We start from the raw sequence: 17,385 nt of genomic DNA, 5'->3' as shown, positions 1-17,385 counted from the left end.
CATCGTTGTTTCTGCGCGGCTTCGCCGCGCGTGGCGGGGGCTTCGCCACCCGCACCCCCTTTCGACGCGCCCCGCGGCTCCTCGCGCCCCCCTTGCCCTCACCCGGGTGTGATCCGTACGGTCCACGCCCCGGACTCCGAGCGTCCCTCCACCGCCACCTGGACGCCCTCGCCCGGGACCGTGAAGCTCTCGCCCAGGCCCACCGGGGCGTCGGCGAGGGGTGGGTAGACCGAGTCGGCCCAGCAGGACTCGGTGTCCGGGTGGGCGTCGATCACCTCGATCGGCCCGTCCCCGGACTCCGACCCGCTGTGCACCCGGTACACCAGCACCCCCGCCCGGCAGGCGGAGGCGTCGTTGCCGACGGGGGTCCGCACCTCGAAGGCGAGCACGGTGTCCGCGCCCGTGCGCACCACGGCCAGCTTCGTCCCCCGCCCGAGACCGAAGGCCGGCGCCCCGGCCGCGCCGGTCACCATGACCCCCGGCCCCGCCGCCAGCGGCTCCAGCGTCAGCCGGGTCGGACCGCTGCCCCGCACGCAGGTCACCTGCCGGGGCTCCAGCCAGCCCAGCTTCCACTTGTGCCAGCCGAACAGGTCCGGGGCGAGTCCGAACTGGCTGCCCATCAGGTCCCAGTCGCCGACGTGGGTGTCCCAGTCGCCCTCGCCGTCGACGGGCCGGTGGTAGAGGTCGGGCAGGTCGAAGACGTGCCCCGTCTCGTGGGCCAGGACCAGCCGGTCGGGCGGATGGTTCTCGAAGACCGTGACGACCCGCCGCAGGGCGGTGCCGTCGGCCCGCATCGGCCGCTCCAGGTTGACGACCTTCGTGGCGTCGGAGTCCACGCCCGGCGCGTCCGGGTCCGCGACGAAGTAGACGACGTCGTAGCGGGAGAAGTCGACGTGCCGGTCGGCTGCCCGCAGCGCGTCGCGCAGGTAGGCGGCCCGGTGCTCGGGGCGCCAGTCGCGCCGTATGGCGTACGACGTCGACGGGCTCGGCATCGGGATCCAGTCCCGCATCGGGTGCGGGCGCAGGCTGAAGGCGCCGTACGAGGCCTGCTGGAAGAAGCGGCTGGTGGCCGGGAAGTGGTCGGCGGTGAGTTCGGCCGGCGACGTCAGCGGCTGGGAGTCGGGAAAGGACAGGAAGATCATCACCGCGTCGAGGGCGCGGGCGGGCCGCGGATAGGCGGCGTTCCAGGTGTCCAGGCCCTCGGAGTGGTGCACCTCGGTGCGCTTGAGGGCGCAGGGCTCCGGCGAGAACGGCTCGGCGACCGAGGGGGCGGTGATCAGGGAGGTCGCCGCGAGGGCCGACATGGTGGTGCACACCGCCGCCGTGGTGCGCAGGCGTGGCACATGAACCTCCGGGAGCGGTCGACGGGACACCGCACCCAGCTTGTGCATGATTGTCGTATTGCGCCCTGTTCGCCTGCACCGGATGGGTGAGCCGTGCGCGGCCTCACCGTCGGCCTCCTGGTCGACACCCCGGCAGCACTCACGGAACGTCACAACTGGTCGGAGGCGCGAAGAACCCGTCCAGGTGTGAGCAGAAACGATCTCTCAGAGTGGCCGCTCGGTCCGGAACGCGGAAAGGCGGCTGGAAGGGCCCGGTGTCAGCCTCTATGATCGGCACACTTTCCTGCGCGAACAGAGCACGAACAGAGATCGAGGCACTGCGGGAGCGAGCGGTGAACGGAACCTCCGAAGGGCCGGCGTCCGCGGCAGACCTCGACCGGTCGGCCGTCACAGAGAGTGACCAAGGTCTGGCTCCTCGTACGGCACGCGAGAGACCCGCGGCCTATCGCTCGGTGTTCACCGCCGCCCCCCTCGCCATGGCCGTCGTCGACATCGAGGGCCTGGTCGTCAGCGCCAACGACACCCTCGGAACCCTGCTCGGCAACGACCCCGACGCGCTGGTGGGCTGCGCGGCGGCCGACCTCGTCGACCTCGCCTCCGACGCCGGTGTCTGGCACGCGTACCGCGAGGTGCTGCGCGGCCGGCAGCCCCGGCTGCGCTGCACCCGGCGGCTGAAGCGGGCCGACGGGCACTCCCTGTGGGCGCAGGTGACGGTCGAGCCGCTGGCCGACGCCGGGGACACCCCGGGCCTCCTGCTGTCCGTCGCCGACGTCAGCGCGCGGCGCGAACTCCAGGCGCGGCTGCGCCACCTCCAGATGCACGACCCGGTGACCCGGCTGCCCAACCGCGCCCTGTTCTTCGAACGGCTGACCGCCGCCCTGGAGGCGGAGACGTACGAGCACGGCGGCACCGGCAGGATCGGTGTCTGCTACCTGGACCTGGACGGCTTCAAGGCCGTCAACGACACCCACGGCCACCGTGTCGGCGACCGCCTGCTGGCCGCCGTGGCCGAGCGGCTGACGCGTTGCGCGGAGGAGGCCGCCGACGCCCGTTCGGGCAGCGCCCCGCTGGTGGCCCGGCTCGGCGGCGACGAGTTCGCCCTGCTCGTGGAGGACTCCACCGGGACCGAACAGGTCGCCGACCTGGCCGAAGCCGTCCTGGCGGCCCTCCAGCCGCCGTTCGAGCTGTCCGAGCGCCGCCTCTCGGTCACCGCCTCGGTCGGCGTCGTCGAACGCCACACCGCCGGCACCACCCCCACCGCCCTGATGCAGGCGGCCGACACGACCCTGTACTGGGCCAAGGCGGACGGCCGGGCCCGCTGGACGCTCTTCGACCCGGAGCGCAACGCCAACCGCATGACCCGTCAGGCGCTCGCGGCCACGCTCCGTCCGGCCATCGAGCGTGGCGAGTTCGCGCTGGAGTACCAGCCGCTGGTCGGCATGGAGGACGGCCGGGTGCGGGGCGTCGAGGCGCTCATCCGCTGGAATCATCCTCAGTTCGGCGTACTGGCGCCGAATCGGTTCATCGCACTGGCGGAGGAGGATGGCTCGATCGTTCCGCTCGGCCGCTGGATCCTGCGCACGGCCTGCCACCAGGCGCGCCGCTGGCAGCTGGCCCACCCGGACGATCCGCCGATCTTCGTCAGCGTCAACGTGGCGGTCCGCCAGGTCTGGGACTCCGACCTGGTGGCGGACGTGGCCCGCACCCTGGAGGAGACCGGCCTCCCCCCGCACCTGCTCCAGCTGGAGCTGACCGAGTCGGCGGTCATGGGCTCGGCGGGCCGCCCGCTCCAGGTCCTCAAGGCGCTCAGCGACATGGGCGTCCACATCGCCATCGACGACTTCGGCACCGGTTACTCGAACCTGGCCTACCTCAGCCGGCTGCCGGTCTCCGTCCTGAAGCTGGACGGCGCCTTCGTGCGGGGCTTCCAGTACGACGCGGTACCGGACGGCGACGCGGACGGCGGCCCCCGCGCGGGCGCCGGCGCCGCCAACCCGGCCGACGAGGTCATCGTCGAGGCGATGGTCCAGCTCGCCCACCGGCTCGGCCTGACCGTCACCGCCGAGTGCGTGGAGACCTCCGACCAGGCGACCCGCCTGCGCCGCATCGGCTGCGACACCGGTCAGGGCTGGCTGTACTCCCGACCGGTGGCACCGGACCGCATCTCCGCGCTGCTGGGCTCCGCCGGGCCCGGCGCCGCCGGCGTTCAGGCGGCCGGCAAGCCGTAGGCGTCGGCGATCAGCTCATAGGAACGCAGACGCACGTCGCCGCCGTGGGCGTTGGCGGTGAGCATCAGCTCGTCGGCGCCGGTGCGCTTGCGCAGGTCGTCCAGGCCGGTCCGCACCTCGTCGGCGGTGCCGTGGATGACGTTGGCGTTCCAGGACCGCACGAACTCCTCCTCCATCGGGCTGAAGTCGTACGCCTCGGCCTCCTCGGGCGTCGGCACGAGCCCCGGCCGGCCCGTGCGCAGCCGCACCATGTTCAGCGCGGCCGCCTGCACCTGCCGGCGGGCCTCCTTCTCGTCGTCGGTGGCGAGCGCGGAGACGCCGATGAGGGCGTACGGGGCGTCCAGGACGGCGGACGGCCGGAAGGAGTCCCGGTACAGGTCGAGCGCCGGGACGGTGTTCTGCGCGGAGAAGTGGTGCGCGAAGGCGAACGGCAGCCCGAGGGTGCCGGCCAGCCGCGCGCTGAACCCGGAGGAGCCGAGGAGCCACACCGGCGGCCGGTGGGCCGACTGCACGCCCCCGGGCGAGGTCGCCTGCACGGGCCCCGGCACGGCGTGGATACGCCCGTACGGGTGCCCGTCGGGGAAGTCGTCGTCCAGGAACCGGATCAGCTCGGCGAGCTGCTGCGGGAAGTCGTCGGCGCCCTCGTTGAGCCGGTCCGTGCGGCGCAGGGCGGCGGCGGTGGCCCCGTCCGTGCCGGGCGCCCGGCCGAGGCCCAGATCCACCCGCCCCGGTGCCATGGCCTCCAGCGTGCCGAACTGCTCCGCGATCACCAGCGGCGCGTGGTTCGGCAGCATGACGCCGCCCGAACCGAGCCGGATGCGGTCCGTGTGGGCGGCGAGGTGAGCCAGGATCACCGCGGGGGAGGAGGAGGCGACGCCGGGCATGGAGTGGTGCTCGGCGACCCAGTACCGGTGGAAGCCGCGCCGCTCGGCCAGGCGCGCGATGTCCACGCTGGTCCGCAGGGCGTCGGTGGCGGTCCGGCCGGCGCCGACGGTCACCAGGTCCAGCACGGAGAGGGGGACGGGGGCGGTGCCCTGGGCGGTGCCCCGGATCTCCTCGGCGGCGTCTGCGGCGTCTGCGGACATGGCGGGGTGCCTCCTGTTGCGTGTGGCGTGGCGGGGTCGCTGCGCGACGTAACAGGAGGGGGTCTCCGGTTATTCCCGGGTGGGTTTCCGGAGGGTGTCGAGGAAGGCGGCGAAGGAGGCGGCCGGGAAGGTGAGCACGGCGCGGGTGGGGGCCTTGGAGTCGCGGACGGCCGTGTGGGGGTGGCGGTGGGCGACTTCCACGCAGGCGTTGCCGTCGCCGCTGCCGGAGTGGGAGGACTTCCGCCAGTTGTCGGGAGTGGTCACCAGGGCCTCACAGTTCCTTCGCCAGCCTGTGGATGAAGTCACGGGAACGCTCGGGGGTGAGCGATACCTCCTTCACTCTACGGAAGAGTGTTCGAAAGACGCCAAGCTGTGATTCCGAATCGATGAAGAGTGTGCCGTGGGGGCCGTCGCGTACCACGGTGTCCAGTCGCGGGACGGCGCCGCCGGCGTAGACCATCGCGGCTGTGACGTCGGCGAACTCCTCCAGTTCGAACGGGATGACGCGCACCGTCACATGCTCTGCCTCGGAAAGCTCCAGGATGTGGGTCAGCTGGGTGCGCGAGGTGGCGCGGCCTCCGACCCGGATGCGCAACGCCGCTTCGTGGATCAGTGCCTCGTAAGGGATCGGCCGCTCGCCTTCGATGACAACGCGCCGCTGCATCCGATGCCGCACGCGCAACCCAAGCTCTTCCTCGGGGAGTCCGGGTACGCGTCGGGAAAAGAGCGCTCGCGCGTAGCTGTCGACCTGGAGAAGCCCTGGGATGTGCAGGAAGTCCACGTCCCAGCGGAAGGTGGCATGGTGCTCCAGCTCGGAGAGGTCCAGGAAGGACGTGGGCAGGAGGGTCCGGTACTCCTCCCACCAGCCGCGGGTCCGATCGGTCGCCAGGACGACCAGGGCGTCGATCAACTCATCGTCCGTGCAGGCGTAATGGGCGGCGAGCCGACGTAGTCGTTGCTCGCTCACGCCGGTGATCCCGGACTCGATCTGGCTGATCTGCACAGAGTTCACGCCGAGCAGTGCCGCTGCCTCGCGGGCGCTGAGTGCGGACGCCTCGCGCAGCCTGCGGAGTTCGACCGCCAAGCGCAACTGCCGTGCCGTTGGTTCGCGCTTGGTCCCCATCACTGCCCTCTCGCTCAACGCACCTGCTGGCGCGACTCGTTCGGGTGTCAGATTACGTGACGGGCTTGCGGTACCTTAAATCTAATGTCTACCGTCGGTGATGTGAAGCGCACCCTGCGCGATAGTCGGGTGCTGGAAGCGCACCGCTTCGTCCTGCCGTGACGACGCGGCAATGACACCGGCCCCGCATCCCCTCCCCATCCCCGAAGGGAACCGACATGCCCGAAAACGATCCGTGGGAGTACTCCCTCTACATCCCGAACGACCCCCGCGCAGTCACCGTCTGCCGCCGTACCCTCCGGCTGATCCTGACGATGCACGGCCTGATCCGCCTGGTCGACCTCGCCGAACTGCTGGCGACGGAGCTGGTCTCCAACGCCGTACGGCACACCAAGGGGCCCGCCGCCCTCCGGGTGCGCTGGTCCGGGACCGGAGTCCTCCGCCTCGGCGCCTGGGACGCGGATCCCTCGCCGCCGGAGCCGCCGCAGCCCTTCGACCGGGCCCTGGACCGTGAGGACGGGCGGGGGCTGGCGATGGTGCGGGCCTGCGCGGACGTGTGGGGTTGGCAGCCGCTGGCCCGCGAGGGCAACCGGGGCAAGTACGTCTGGTGCGAGCTGGGTACGGCCACTGCTCGCGAGGCGCGGACGGCGTGAGGGGCACGGCGGCATCCCGGCGGAATCGCCCGGACACCGGGGCCGGGTGATCCGGTCCGCCGCCCCGAGGGTGGTAGGTGTCGGCCATGGACCGAGCAGGCACGGCAGTCGGCGATGGTGGGCGAGGGCGGCGGCGAGGTGCGACGGCCGTGCTGCTCGCCGCCACGTTCATGGGCATCCTCGACGTACTGATCGTCAACGTCGCCGCCCCCTCCATTCAGCGCGATCTGAACGCGGGGTTCGCCGATCTCCAGCTTGTCATCAGCGGGTATGTGCTGGCGTACGCCGTCGCCCTGACCACCGGAGGGCGGCTGGGCGGCACGTACGGGCACAAGCGGGTGTTCGTGACGGGCCTGGTGGCGTTCGTGGTGATGTCGACGGCGTGCGCGGCGGCGCCGACGGCCGGGGCGCTCATCGTGCTGCGCATCGGGCAGGGGCTGGCGGCGGCTCTGATGCTGCCTCAGGTCCTGGCGCTGATCCAGACCGTCTTCTCGCCGCAGGAACGGCCCCGCGCCCTGGCGCTGTACGGGGCGACGTTGGGGATGGGGGCGATCGCGGGGCAGATTCTCGGCGGGCTGCTGCTCGAACTCGACGTGTTCGGCCTGGGCCGGCGTTCCGTCTTCCTGGTCAACGTGCCGATCGGGCTGGTCGCGGCGGCGTGTGCTGCCGCCCTGCTCCCCGGGTCACGGCCCGGGGACCGGCACGAACTCGACATTCCCGGGCTGCTGTTGACCGCGATCGCCATGACCCTGCTCATCTATCCGCTCATCCGGGGCCAGGCGGGCGGGTGGCCGCCGTGGATCTGGGCGATGTTCGGCGGCTCGGCGCTGGCGCTGTCCGCGCTGTGGCGGGTGGAGCAGCGAAGTGCCCGTTCGGGAGGTACGCCGCTCGTGCGGCCCTCCCTCCTGCGCAAGCGCGGATTCAGTCTGGGACTGGCCGTCGTCGTCTTCTTCTACAGCGGCAACTACGGGCTGTTCCTGCTGCTCGCCTACGTCTTTCAGGACGGGCTGCACCTGTCGCCGCTCGGTTCGGGCATCGCGTTCCTGCCGCTCGGCGTCGGGTTCGCCGGTGCCTCGATGGTGGGCCGGAGACTGGCGGCGCGGTACGGGAAGGCCGTGCTCGTCGCCGGAGCCGGAGCCATGGCGGTCGGATACCTCGTCCTCATCGTCACTCTGCTGCCCGGCCCCGCACCGGACGCGCCTCTCGCCGCGCTCACCATGGCTCCGGCGCTGCTCGTCGCCGGTGCGGGCGGGGGACTGGTGGCGGCACCGCTGGTCGGCAGCATCCTGGCCACCGTCCCGGCGGAGGACGCCGGTGCGGGCTCCGCCATCCTGCTCACCGTCAACCAGGCCGCCATCTCGCTGGGGGTGGCCGTGTTCGGCACGCTCTTCGTCGCCCTGCTCGGCGCCGACCCGCAGGAGACGGCGGCTTCCCTGTCGGCCACCGACTTCACGCGGGCGCTGATCGACTGCTCGTGGCTGCTGGTGGCCCTGGCAGCGGTCACCGGCCTGCTGATCCGGCGGCTGCCGCGGCGGTAGGAGGAGACCCCCGAGTGCTGCCCGGCTCGCTGGTGCTGTGACGCGAACGTTCACCGGTTCGGGGCGATGTCCCTCGATCGCCGGGCGGTTGGATACCCCAGCGTGTCCAGCGATTGAGCCCTCCTCAGGTCCCTCCTCAGCGGGTGCGCCCTCATCCGCAGGGCGGAGGAGGTTCGCCGTAGCGGACGAAGCGCTGCTGACATGCCCAGGGCCAGCATGTACGTCATGACGACAGCGACCGTTCCTCTCCTCGGCTCCGCACCTGCGCCTGTCTGGGCTCGCCGCGCCGCCCACGCCATCGCTCTGTGTGCAGTCCCGTCCGGCCTGTGGCGCATCGCCATGGCATCCGGTGTCTATGTGGGCTACAGCGACCAGGTGCTGCGCGACGTCTTCGACATCCCAGGCTGGGGGATCGCCTACGTCGTCGGCCTCTCCGTCTTTGCCGAGCTGGCCGCTCTGTTACCGCTGCTGCTCGTCAGCAACCGGTGGCGGCCGCTGCGCCCCGCGGTCCTCGCCCCGCTGGCCTGGACCGCATCGGGTGTCCTGGTCCTGATGGCACTGTGGCAACTCGTGGTCGCTTTCACCGTTGAGAGTCAGACGTACATGTCGAGTGGTACAGCACAGACCGTCTGGGGCTTCGCTTTCGCCCCTCTGTTCGCCATCCCGGCCCTGATGACCGCGGTGACCTGGTCGTACGCAAAACGGCACCGGGCACGGGGACAGGCATAGCGACCACGGCCTTGACATCGGCTACCCCTGTCCCACCGCTTCCCGGCCCCACAAGCGTGGCCCGTACCAGCTGCGCGATCACCGGCACGCGGTTTCCGCCGGCTGAGGCCAGCAGCATCATCGCCCGCCCAACCGCTTCAACCCCCAATCCGGCGAACCTATGCGGTCACAGCACTGGGGCCTGTCTCCCCGATCACGGGTCCTGTGATGAATATCGGGAGGACGTCGGACGGGTTAGCCGGACACAATGCGGCCATGGTTGGTCACGTTCGAAGTGCTTCACGCCCGGACTTCCTCAGCAAGCCGTCGCTGAGCGGTGAACAGGTGCGGCTCCGGCCGGTCACACTGGATGACGTGTCTGCGCTGATGCCGATGTTCCTGGATGCAGAGGCATCACGGCTGACCGGCAGCCATGACGACGGGGCACTCGATGAGGGGCGCATACGTACCTGGTACGACAGCCGCTGGGAGCAAGACGACCGGCTGGACCTTGCCGTGGTCGAGCTGGCGACGGGGCACGTCGTCGGCGAGGCGGTCCTCAACGAGTGGGACCCGGGCAACGAAAGTTGCAGCTTCCGGATCTGCCTGGTGCCCGGCACTTATGGATCGGGGCTGGGGACGGAGGCGACCCGTTTGATCGTCGGGTATGGCTTCGAGGAGCTGGGTCTGCACCGCATCTCGCTGGAGGTCTACGCGTTCAATCCGCGAGCCCGCCGCGCTTACGAGAAGGTGGGGTTCGTCGCCGAGGGCGTGCTGCGTGACGCACTGCTCTGGGAGGGCGAGCGGGTGGACGCGACGGTGATGTCGATCCTGGCTCCGGAGTGGTTCCAGCACGGTGGACGTCCGGAAGGAGCTGGTCACGCATCAGCCTGACGGTGCCGCTGGAGTCAGTTCGCTCGTTCTCCAGGCCGTCGCCGTCGCCGTCGCCGTCGCCGTCGCCGTCGCGGTGAGCGACATCGACTGGGACATCAACGTCGACTCGACCTCGATGCGCGCACATCAGCACGCGGCCGGTGCACCGAGGAAGCCGCCACCGGCCCTGCCGGCTGGGGAATGGGGGCCGCGCGAAGATCAGTTCACGTGCGCGCGCACATGTGCCACAGCCGCCGGGAGGCGGTGGCGCGCCCGGTGAGGCCCTGGGCCGCCCACGTTGCGGGCTGACCACGAAGGTGCACTTGGCCTCGGACGGGCGGTGTCGTTGACATCCTCATCCGGCTCCGCTCGTGATCGGGGAGACAGGCCCTAGTCGACCGGCGACACCCGGATCAGGTTGCCGTCCGGGTCCGCGATCACGAAGGTGCGGCCGAAGACCTCGTCGTGGGGTTCCTCGACCACCGTGACGCCCTTGGCCACCCACGCGGCGTGGATCTCGTCGATGGCCGCCGAGGATCCCGGGACCATAAGGCCGACCTCCGAGGTGCGCGGCGTCCCCGGGGCGACCTGGTCCGCGCGGCCGCTCCAGAGCGCGAACAGCACGCCCGGGGCGACCTCGAACGGAACGTAGCGGGGTGTGGTCATCACCGGCTTGATGTCGAACAGGTCGGAGTAGAAGGCGGTCGCGCGCTCGACGTCGGTGACGTAGACGAGGAAGAGATTCGGTGCGGACATGGCTGGCGGGCTCCTTCCGGGCGGGCCGGTTCCGGCCCTCGCCGTACAGCCTCGCGTGAGAACATGACAGGGATTGTCGTGTTCCGACGAGGAGATCCGGCGGAGTGAGTCCTGCGAGGGAGCTGTCGCCATGAGCCGGCCCCAACGCCTGATCGAGCTGCTCGCCGCGTTGCAGGCACATCCGCGGACCACCGCCGAGGCGCTGGCCGAGGAGCTGGGAGTCTCGGCGAGGACGGTGCTGCGCGACGTGCGGGCGCTGGTCGACGCGGGCATCCCCGTCTTCACCGAGCGGGGCAAGTACGGCGGCATCAGCCTGCTGCCCGGCGACCAGGTGGACCTGGCGAAGCTGACGACCGGTGAGGCGGACTTGCTGCGGGCGGTCGGGCTCGATCTCGACCGGGCCCGCCAGCTCGGCGGCGAGGCGGCCGCCCGGTCGGCGCTGCGCAAGCTCACCTCGCGCCGGTCACCGCCGCCCGCCCGGGACGACCTGCCGCTGGCCCTCACCGACGTGATCGCGATCGACAACCGGCCCTGGTTCGAGGAAGCCGCGCCCCTGCCCGACGTGGCGGGCCTGGTCCGCGACGTGCGTACGGCAAGGCGGCTGCGGGTCCTGTACCGGCGCAGCGGCGCCACGGACGCGCGGGACCTCGTGGTCGACCCGTACGGGCTCGCGCAGCGCGGCGGGCGCTGGTACCTGGTCGCCGACCGCGACGGGCGGCCCCGCATGTTCGCGCTCTCCCGCCTCCAGCGCTGGACCGTACTGGACGACGCCCGCCGGCTGCGGCCCGGTGCCGACCTCGTGGGCACGGCGCGGGAGCTGGGCGAGGCGCTGGAGAGCGAGGGACGGGTCATGGTCACCGCCCGCGTCGACGCCGCCAGCCTCGACCTCGCCCGCCGGATCCTGGGCGCCAGGCTCAGGACGGCGGGCGAACCGGGGGCGGACGGGCGGGTCGAGGTCACCGTGGCGTACGACCGGATCGACGCGGTACGCCAGTTGTTGCAGTTCAGCGAGCACATCGAGGTCGTCGCCCCGCAGGAGGCCAGGGAGCTGGTGCGCCGCCTCGCGGCGGGCGTCGCGCGCACGCACGCGGGGTGAGCGCCGGTTACGACGCCATGTCCTCCAGCGTGCGGCCGCTGGTCTCCTCGGCCCAGGCCGCCGCGACGAGGGAGCCCGCGACGAGCCCACTCCGGAGAGCCGGTCAGGGGTGCCAGGCCACGCGGTGCTCCGCCAGGTGCGCCAGCACCGCGTGGTTCGCCTCCCACCCGTCCGGGAACTTCACCAGCGTGCCCAGTTGGACCGGCTCCGTGGACGGGTAGTCGTCCAGGAGCCCGTCGACTCCCTCGCGGCAGACCACGATGCAGGCGTGCCGGTGGCGAGAGGTCAGGACGCAGAGGCGGCCCGTCTCCAGGTGGAAGGCGGTGGCGTCGGGGCGGCCGGAGAGGGGGTGCAGGACGACCGTGACGTCGTACTCCCGGCCCTGGAGCCGGTTCGCCGTGTCCACGGTCACGTCGCTCACCCCGAGGTCGGCCAGCGCGGCCCGCACCGCGGCGGCCTGGTCCCGGTGCGCGGTGCCGACGGCGATGCGGGCGGCGGTCAACGGGACCGGATCGGGGGAGCGTTCCGACATCGCCGCGCCCTCCCGGTCCAGCAGCCGCCGGACCACCGACGCCACCGCACGCACCGCCTCCGGGTCGGTGCGCGGGGTGTGCCGGGCGGGCAGCTCCAGCAGGCCCCAGCCGGAGACCGCGGCCTCGTCGATCACCCGGTCGGGGCCCGAGCCGTCCGACGGCACCGCGAAGGCCAGGCTCCGGTCGCCGTGGCCGGTGCCGCTGCGGAACGGCGTGTACGGGTAGAACGCGTCCGAGACCAGGCGGGCCGCCGAGGCCGGGAGGCGCCAGGAGACCGGAAGACGGTGCTGGGGGAGGCCGGGGTTGTGGGCGAGGAGGGTCGTCACGGCGGAGGCCGACGGGTCGTACGCCAGGCCCGCCCACTGCTCGCTGCCCACCGTCGCGAACGGGTCCAGCTGGCCGGGGTCGCCCACGAACAGCGCCCGTTCGAAGAGCCCGGCGACCGCCAGCAGCGAGTCCGAGCGCATCTGGTACGCCTCGTCCACGATCGCGTGCCGCCACGGCTCGTCCACCTTGACGTGCGCCCACTTCGCGGCCGTGGACAGGACGACCGCAAGGCCCGCGAGGTCGGCGGCCTTCGCCGAGGTGCGTACGTTCGCCAGGTCGTCGAGCGCCTTGTCGTACGCGTCGGTGTCGCTGCTGTGCAGCCGGCCCACCGGCAGCTCGGGGTTCTTCTCGGCGAGGCGCAGGACCAGGTCGTCCACCTGGGCGTTGGTCTGCGCCACCACCATCAGGGCGCGGCCGGCCTCGGCCAGCTCCAGCGCCGCCCGGACGACCAGCGTGGACTTGCCGGCGCCCGGCGGGGAATCCACGACGACCCCGCGCTCCGTGCCGTGCAGCGTGTCGTGAAGGATCGCCGCGGTGGCGCGCGCGGCCTCGGCGCCCGGGTCGAAGGCCGGGGCGCCAGCGGCGGTGACGGGGGTGGTGACGGGGGTCGTGGTTGCCTCGGCGGTCACAGGACGTCCTCCTCCGTCTGGGCGTCGGCGGCCTCGGGCACGGCGGCCGCCTCACCGGGCGGGCCCCCGTGCGTCCACGGGGTCTCCTCCGGGTCGGGGAGCTTCGCGCCGCCCCGCTGCTCGTGCTCGAAGAGCGTGAAGCAGACCCGGTCGCCCTTCTCCGGCACCGACCCCGCCTCCGGCTCCTTGCCGCGGCCCATCTTGTCCATGATCCGCAGGACCAGCGTCCCGTCTCCGGGATCGCCCGCCGGACCGGCGTACTCCGCCGCCTGCGGCTTGCCGCCCAGCGACCGGTACACCCGCACCCGCTCGCCCAGGTGCGGCCGGTCGTCCGTGCGGACCGTGACCAGCGGGCGCGGACTGGGCCGCTTGCTCTCGCTGTACGCCATCACCACGTCGGTGACCTCGCCCGCGAACGCCTCCCCGGCCAGCCGCCGCCCGGCCATCACCAGTGGATCGTCCAGCGCCTCCTGGGCCTCCAGCCGGGCCTGTTCGCGCTCGCGCGTGGCCAGCTTGTTCGCCGCCGTCACCGCGTCGTCGCGGCGCGGCTGCGGGGGCTCCCCGGCCAGCACGCGGTCCCGGTGCGAGGTGAACGACCAGCGGTCGCGGGTCCAGCGGTCGTCGACGTGCGCGCCGGGCGGCAGCTCCCGCAGCAGGTCCAGGCCCCGCCACACCGACTCCCAGGTGGGCCGCGTACGGCTCTCGACCAGGGCGCGGATCTCCCGCTCCGCGGCGGTCAGCGCGCCGAGCCGGTCGTCGGCCTCCAGACCGTCCTCGGCGGCGGCGAACGCGGTGCGCGCGCGGTCGTAGCGCTCGATGGCGGGGGCGAGCAGCCGGTTGTCGAAGGCCGGGTCGGTCGCCGGTCCGGCGGGCGGGCACAGCAACTGGCCCTCCGCGTCGCGCGCCAGCTCGGCCCGGCGCGCGGCCTCCGCGCCGGTCAGGCCCTCGCCCCCGGGGGCGATCCACGCCAGCAGCGCGCCGAGATGCTGGTCCTCCAGCGTGGACTGGCCGGTCGCCCAGTGCCGGCCCAGCAGGTCGGTCATGGCCAGGAGCAGGGACGATCCCGGGACCCGGGCCCGCTCGCCGTAGTGGGTGAGCCACCGGCCGAGCAGCGGCACCCTCGGCGGCGCGGGGTGCGGGGTCTGCGGATCCTGCTCCGCCGTACGACGGAAGCGCATGGAGCGGCCCAGCAGCCGGACGAAGTCGATGCCCGCGCGGCTTGGCACGATCAGCTGCGCGGCGTCCGCGCACAGGTCCACCTCGACCTTGACACGCTTGCCCGTCTCCGGGTCGGTCTCGGTGCGCTCGGCGGCCTCCACGGCGTCGGCGCACGCCTCGATGTGCGGGAGCACGATGTCCGCCAGCTCGGCCAGGAACGCGAAGCGCAGGTCGCGGTCGCGGGGCTGTGGCACGACCAGCAGGCGCGGCGCGTCCCGGTCGGTGCCGACCAGCGCGCCGAGCGGGGCACCTGCCTCACCGGCGGTGATCAGCGGGACGAAGACCAGCGGACGGTCGGACAGGTGCCGGTGCCGGACGGTGGCGGCGGGCTGCGCGGCGCCGGAGCGCACGGCCTCCAGCCGGGCGAGCGTGGTGATCAGTGACACCCGGCCACCCCGCCGTCCCCGGCACCGGCCGCCACCAGTGCCTCCGCGCGCAGCCGGGCCGCCCGGCGCAGCGCGGCCACCGCCGGGTCGTCCGGGTCGCCGGCCTCCCCGTGGGCCGCGGCCAGCACGTCCTCGACCGTGGCCAGCCCGCCCAGTTCGGCCCGGACCGGGCGGCCCAGGCAGGTCACGGCGCCGGCCTCCCGGGACCGGGCGCGGCAGTGGAAGGCCAGCTCACAGGCGGACAGGCACTCGGGCGCGTAGGTCGCCGGGACCGCCTCGACCGCCGCCGTCAGCTCCTCCGTCGGCAGCTCGGGGGAGAAACAGACGCCCTCGGGGAGCTCGTCGGCGATCTCCTCGATCCGGGTCAGCCGGGCCAGCTGGCGGTCGGTGACCGCACGCTGCTTGCGCACGTCGACCGCGGACGCGGTGGGCAGGTTGGAGAAGTCCTTGGGGCAGACCAGCAGGACGCGGTGGCGCACGCGCGGGGCGGGGTCCAGGTGCGCGGCGACCCGCTCCAGGGCCAGGACGTACACGGCGGCCTGCCGCGCGGCGGCGCCGACCTTCGCCGGGTCGGCGGCGCCGTCCAGCATGGGGAAGGACTTGATCTCCACGACCGTCCAGCTGCCGTCCGGGTGCACCACCACGGCGTCCGGCTCCAGGAAGGCGGGGGAACCCGCGACCTCCAGGGCGAGCATCGGATGGTCGAGCAGCGTCCAGGCGCCCGGTGTGCCGGTGGCCTCGCGCAGGGCGAGCGACGTCCGGGCCGCGCGCCCCTCGGGGCCGTTCGCGGAGAGGTCGGGCACCCGCGCACCGGCGGGCGGTTCGGCGCCCCGGTCGAGCTTCTCGTGGACCAGACGCAGCAGTTCGGCGCCGCCGTCCGCCTTGACCCGGGCCTCGAAGGCGTTGCCCCGCATGAACGCGAACTGCGACTGCCCGAAGACCGACGGCGATCCCAGCGCGCTCGCGAGCGCGGCCTTGTCCACCCCGGCGCCGTCGAGGATCGCGCGCCTGCGGCACCCCGGGTTGGCGGCGAGGGCGGCCAGGGCGCGCGCGTCCAGCGCCTTGGCGGGTACGTCGGGCCCGCGCAGCTCAGCGAGCCGGTGCCGGAGTCTCGTCCCCCGCGTCCGAGGGGGCGGGGTCCGGCTCGGCTCCTGCTTCGAACCGCTGCTCGCGCTGCCGTGGGAATCGCTCACCCGCGGAAGTCTGGCATCCGGCACTGACAATCGGGGAACCCGCGCCGTCGGGGACCGGTGCGGCAGATGTGCCGCCGGAGGCGAAACGGGCCATGAGCCGGGTCCGCGCCCGGTGGGAGATCCGCAGCACGACGGGCGTCAGCAGCAGTCCCGCGCCCATCACGGCCGCGCCCGCGACCGCGTCGAGGAAGTAGTGGTTCGCGGTGCCCATCACCACGATGGTGGTCACCAACGGGTAGACGACGCCGAGCACCTTCGTCAGGCGGCTGCCGCCGTAACGCCAGAGGATCACGCCGCACCACAGGGCCCAGCCCACGTGCAGACTCGGCATGGCCGCGTACTGGTTGGTCATCCCGCCCAGTCCGCGCGGCGCGCTGGCCTCGCCGCCCCACCAGCCGTACGAGCTGTACTGGGCCATCGTGTCGACGAAGCCGTGGCTCTTGTCCAGCAGCCGGGGCGGGCAGGTCGGCAGCAGCGTGAAGCCTATGAGGCCGATGAACGTGGACGTCATCAGCCAGGTGCGCGCGGCCCGGTAGCGCACCGCGCGGGAGCGGAAGAGCCAGATCAGGATCGCCGGGGTGACCAGGTAGTGCAGTGACGCGTACCAGAAGTCGGCGGGTATGCCTATCCAGGGCTCGCTGGTGAAGAGCCGGTTGAGAGGGTGCTCCGCGTTGAGGAAGAGCGCCTTCTCCACGCGCAGGATCGCGAGGCCGTGGTCGACGGCGTCGGCGACGTCGCCCCGCACGAGCAGGCGGCCGGCGGAGTAGCAGGCGTACACGAGGACGATGAGCGGCAGCTCGGTCCACCAGCGCAGCCGAGTCGTGGGGGCCGCCTCGCTGCCCGGTATCTCGGTGTGCGGCAATCCGATCGCCCTCCCCCTTCTCTCGTTGCTCGCGCGCCTCGATTGACACGGACGTGCCACTCTACGGCCTCCCTGAGCCCGCCTCGCGGGGCGCCCTCGGACCGGATAGACGCCGGGATCGCCCCCCGGGTTGCCCGCGCCCGCCGTGCGGGATGATGGAGGGGCCCCCTCAGACATTTCTCCCGGAAAGGCCTCTTCATGGCACCGCGCATCCTGCTGGCCCGGCACGGACAGACGCAGTGGTCGCTGTCCGGCAGACACACCGGCAGGACCGACGTACCGCTCCTCGAGGAGGGCCGGCAGGGCGCCAAGCTGCTCGGCGAGCGGCTGCACCGGGCGCCCCTGGAGGGGCTGCCCGGCGTCGAGGTGCGGACCAGTCCGCTGGCCCGCGCGCGGGAGACCTGCGCCCTCGCGGGCTTCGGCGAGCGCGCCCGCGCGTGGGACACGCTGATGGAGTGGGACTACGGGGCGTACGAGGGCATGACCCCGGACGAGATCCAGGCCGTCCGGCCCGGTTGGCTGATCTGGCGGGACGGGGTGCCCGACGGGGAGGGCGTGGCGGACGTCACCGCGCGTGCGGACGAGGTCGTGGCGTGGGCGCGGGAGGCGGACCGGGATGTGCTGGTCTTCGCCCACGGGCACATTCTGCGGTCGATCGGGGCGCGGTGGCTGGGGCTGCCGCTGGACTTCGCGGCGCGGATACGGCTGAACCCGACGTCGCTGTCGGTCCTGGGATGGGCCTACGGGGAGCCGGCGCTGGAGAGCTGGAACGACCTGGGGCACCTGGTGGGCTGACGGGGCGGGTGTCACCCGCTGGGGTACCTCTCCGGCCGT

The 17,385-nt window shown here is 72.8% G+C and carries 16 protein-coding genes and 1 pseudogene; 8 read left to right on the top strand and 9 right to left on the bottom strand.

Translation table 11 applies throughout. The features are described from left to right. Positions 1-98: 98 nt before the first annotated feature. A complete protein-coding gene (locus OIE75_RS13550; protein WP_329471031.1) occupies positions 99-1,391 on the bottom strand; it encodes a M6 family metalloprotease domain-containing protein in 1,293 nt (430 codons plus the stop codon). Positions 1,392-1,675: 284 nt separating this feature from the next. On the opposite strand from OIE75_RS13550, the gene OIE75_RS13545 reads away from it, so the two are divergent. Then, on the top strand, positions 1,676-3,571 hold the full coding sequence (locus tag OIE75_RS13545) for a putative bifunctional diguanylate cyclase/phosphodiesterase (protein ID WP_329471030.1): 1,896 nt from the start codon (positions 1,676-1,678) through the stop codon (positions 3,569-3,571). On the opposite strand, the gene OIE75_RS13540 is transcribed toward OIE75_RS13545, so the two are convergent. The 3 genes from OIE75_RS13540 to OIE75_RS13530 form a co-directional block, all read right to left on the bottom strand. Continuing rightward, positions 3,550-4,656 carry an LLM class flavin-dependent oxidoreductase gene (locus tag OIE75_RS13540; RefSeq protein ID WP_329471028.1) on the bottom strand — a complete coding sequence of 369 codons (1,107 nt, stop codon included), beginning with the start codon at positions 4,654-4,656 and terminating at the stop codon, positions 3,550-3,552. The genes OIE75_RS13545 and OIE75_RS13540 overlap by 22 nt on opposite strands. Positions 4,657-4,725: 69 nt before the next feature. Beyond that, entirely contained in the window at positions 4,726-4,920 is a 195-nt protein-coding gene (locus OIE75_RS13535) for a DUF397 domain-containing protein (RefSeq protein WP_307012345.1), read from the bottom strand. Between the two features lie 7 nt (positions 4,921-4,927). Beyond that, positions 4,928-5,779, bottom strand: a complete 852-nt coding sequence (locus OIE75_RS13530) for a helix-turn-helix domain-containing protein (protein WP_329471026.1) — start codon at positions 5,777-5,779, stop codon at positions 4,928-4,930. 218 nt (positions 5,780-5,997) lie between these two features. Here OIE75_RS13530 and OIE75_RS13525 point away from each other — a divergent pair, with 218 nt between their 5' ends. The 5 genes and pseudogenes from OIE75_RS13525 to OIE75_RS13505 form a co-directional block, all read left to right on the top strand. Then, a complete protein-coding gene (locus OIE75_RS13525) occupies positions 5,998-6,432 on the top strand; it encodes an ATP-binding protein (RefSeq protein WP_234959640.1) in 435 nt (144 codons plus the stop codon). A 149-nt stretch (positions 6,433-6,581) separates the two neighbouring features. Then, positions 6,582-7,970 carry an MFS transporter gene (locus OIE75_RS13520; protein WP_307012340.1) on the top strand — a complete coding sequence of 463 codons (1,389 nt, stop codon included), beginning with the start codon at positions 6,582-6,584 and terminating at the stop codon, positions 7,968-7,970. Positions 7,971-8,186: 216 nt separating this feature from the next. After that, a complete protein-coding gene (locus OIE75_RS13515) occupies positions 8,187-8,699 on the top strand; it encodes a hypothetical protein (RefSeq protein WP_307017924.1) in 513 nt (170 codons plus the stop codon). A gap of 255 nt (positions 8,700-8,954) precedes the next feature. Further along, positions 8,955-9,572: a GNAT family N-acetyltransferase gene (locus OIE75_RS13510; RefSeq protein ID WP_329471024.1), complete on the top strand. Its 618-nt coding sequence runs from the start codon at positions 8,955-8,957 to the stop codon at positions 9,570-9,572. Between the two features lie 70 nt (positions 9,573-9,642). Further along, positions 9,643-9,898: pseudogene (locus OIE75_RS13505) on the top strand (hypothetical protein); the annotation flags it as partial. 43 nt (positions 9,899-9,941) lie between these two features. On the opposite strand, the gene OIE75_RS13500 reads toward OIE75_RS13505, so the two are convergent. Continuing rightward, on the bottom strand, positions 9,942-10,307 hold the full coding sequence (locus OIE75_RS13500; protein ID WP_329471023.1) for a VOC family protein: 366 nt from the start codon (positions 10,305-10,307) through the stop codon (positions 9,942-9,944). Between the two features lie 130 nt (positions 10,308-10,437). Between OIE75_RS13500 and OIE75_RS13495 the strand changes: the two genes are divergently transcribed. Further along, a complete protein-coding gene (locus OIE75_RS13495) occupies positions 10,438-11,403 on the top strand; it encodes a helix-turn-helix transcriptional regulator (RefSeq protein WP_329471022.1) in 966 nt (321 codons plus the stop codon). Between the two features lie 103 nt (positions 11,404-11,506). On the opposite strand, the gene OIE75_RS13490 is transcribed toward OIE75_RS13495, so the two are convergent. From OIE75_RS13490 to OIE75_RS13475, 4 genes are all read right to left on the bottom strand, one after another. Further along, positions 11,507-12,790: an AAA domain-containing protein gene (locus OIE75_RS13490; protein ID WP_329473983.1), complete on the bottom strand. Its 1,284-nt coding sequence runs from the start codon at positions 12,788-12,790 to the stop codon at positions 11,507-11,509. A 98-nt stretch (positions 12,791-12,888) separates the two neighbouring features. Further along, entirely contained in the window at positions 12,889-14,496 is a 1,608-nt protein-coding gene (locus OIE75_RS13485) for a hypothetical protein (RefSeq protein ID WP_329471021.1), read from the bottom strand. Next, a complete protein-coding gene (locus OIE75_RS13480) occupies positions 14,487-15,689 on the bottom strand; it encodes a hypothetical protein (RefSeq protein ID WP_443078351.1) in 1,203 nt (400 codons plus the stop codon). The genes OIE75_RS13485 and OIE75_RS13480 overlap by 10 nt, the downstream gene beginning before the upstream one ends. Beyond that, the gene (locus OIE75_RS13475) at positions 15,586-16,551 is read right to left on the bottom strand and encodes a phosphatase PAP2 family protein (protein WP_329471020.1); all 966 of its coding nucleotides are present in this window, start codon (positions 16,549-16,551) and stop codon (positions 15,586-15,588) included. Before OIE75_RS13475 ends, OIE75_RS13480 begins: the two co-directional genes overlap by 104 nt. A 198-nt stretch (positions 16,552-16,749) precedes the next feature. On the opposite strand from OIE75_RS13475, the gene OIE75_RS13470 reads away from it, so the two are divergent. Next, positions 16,750-17,346, top strand: a complete 597-nt coding sequence (locus OIE75_RS13470) for a histidine phosphatase family protein (RefSeq protein ID WP_122619944.1) — start codon at positions 16,750-16,752, stop codon at positions 17,344-17,346. Positions 17,347-17,385: the final 39 nt, after the last annotated feature.

The organism is Streptomyces sp. NBC_01723, assembly GCF_036246005.1.
Classification (GTDB): domain Bacteria; phylum Actinomycetota; class Actinomycetes; order Streptomycetales; family Streptomycetaceae; genus Streptomyces.
The sequence above is the reverse complement of the archived record's forward strand: the minus strand, read 5'-3'. Positions and strand labels throughout refer to the sequence as shown.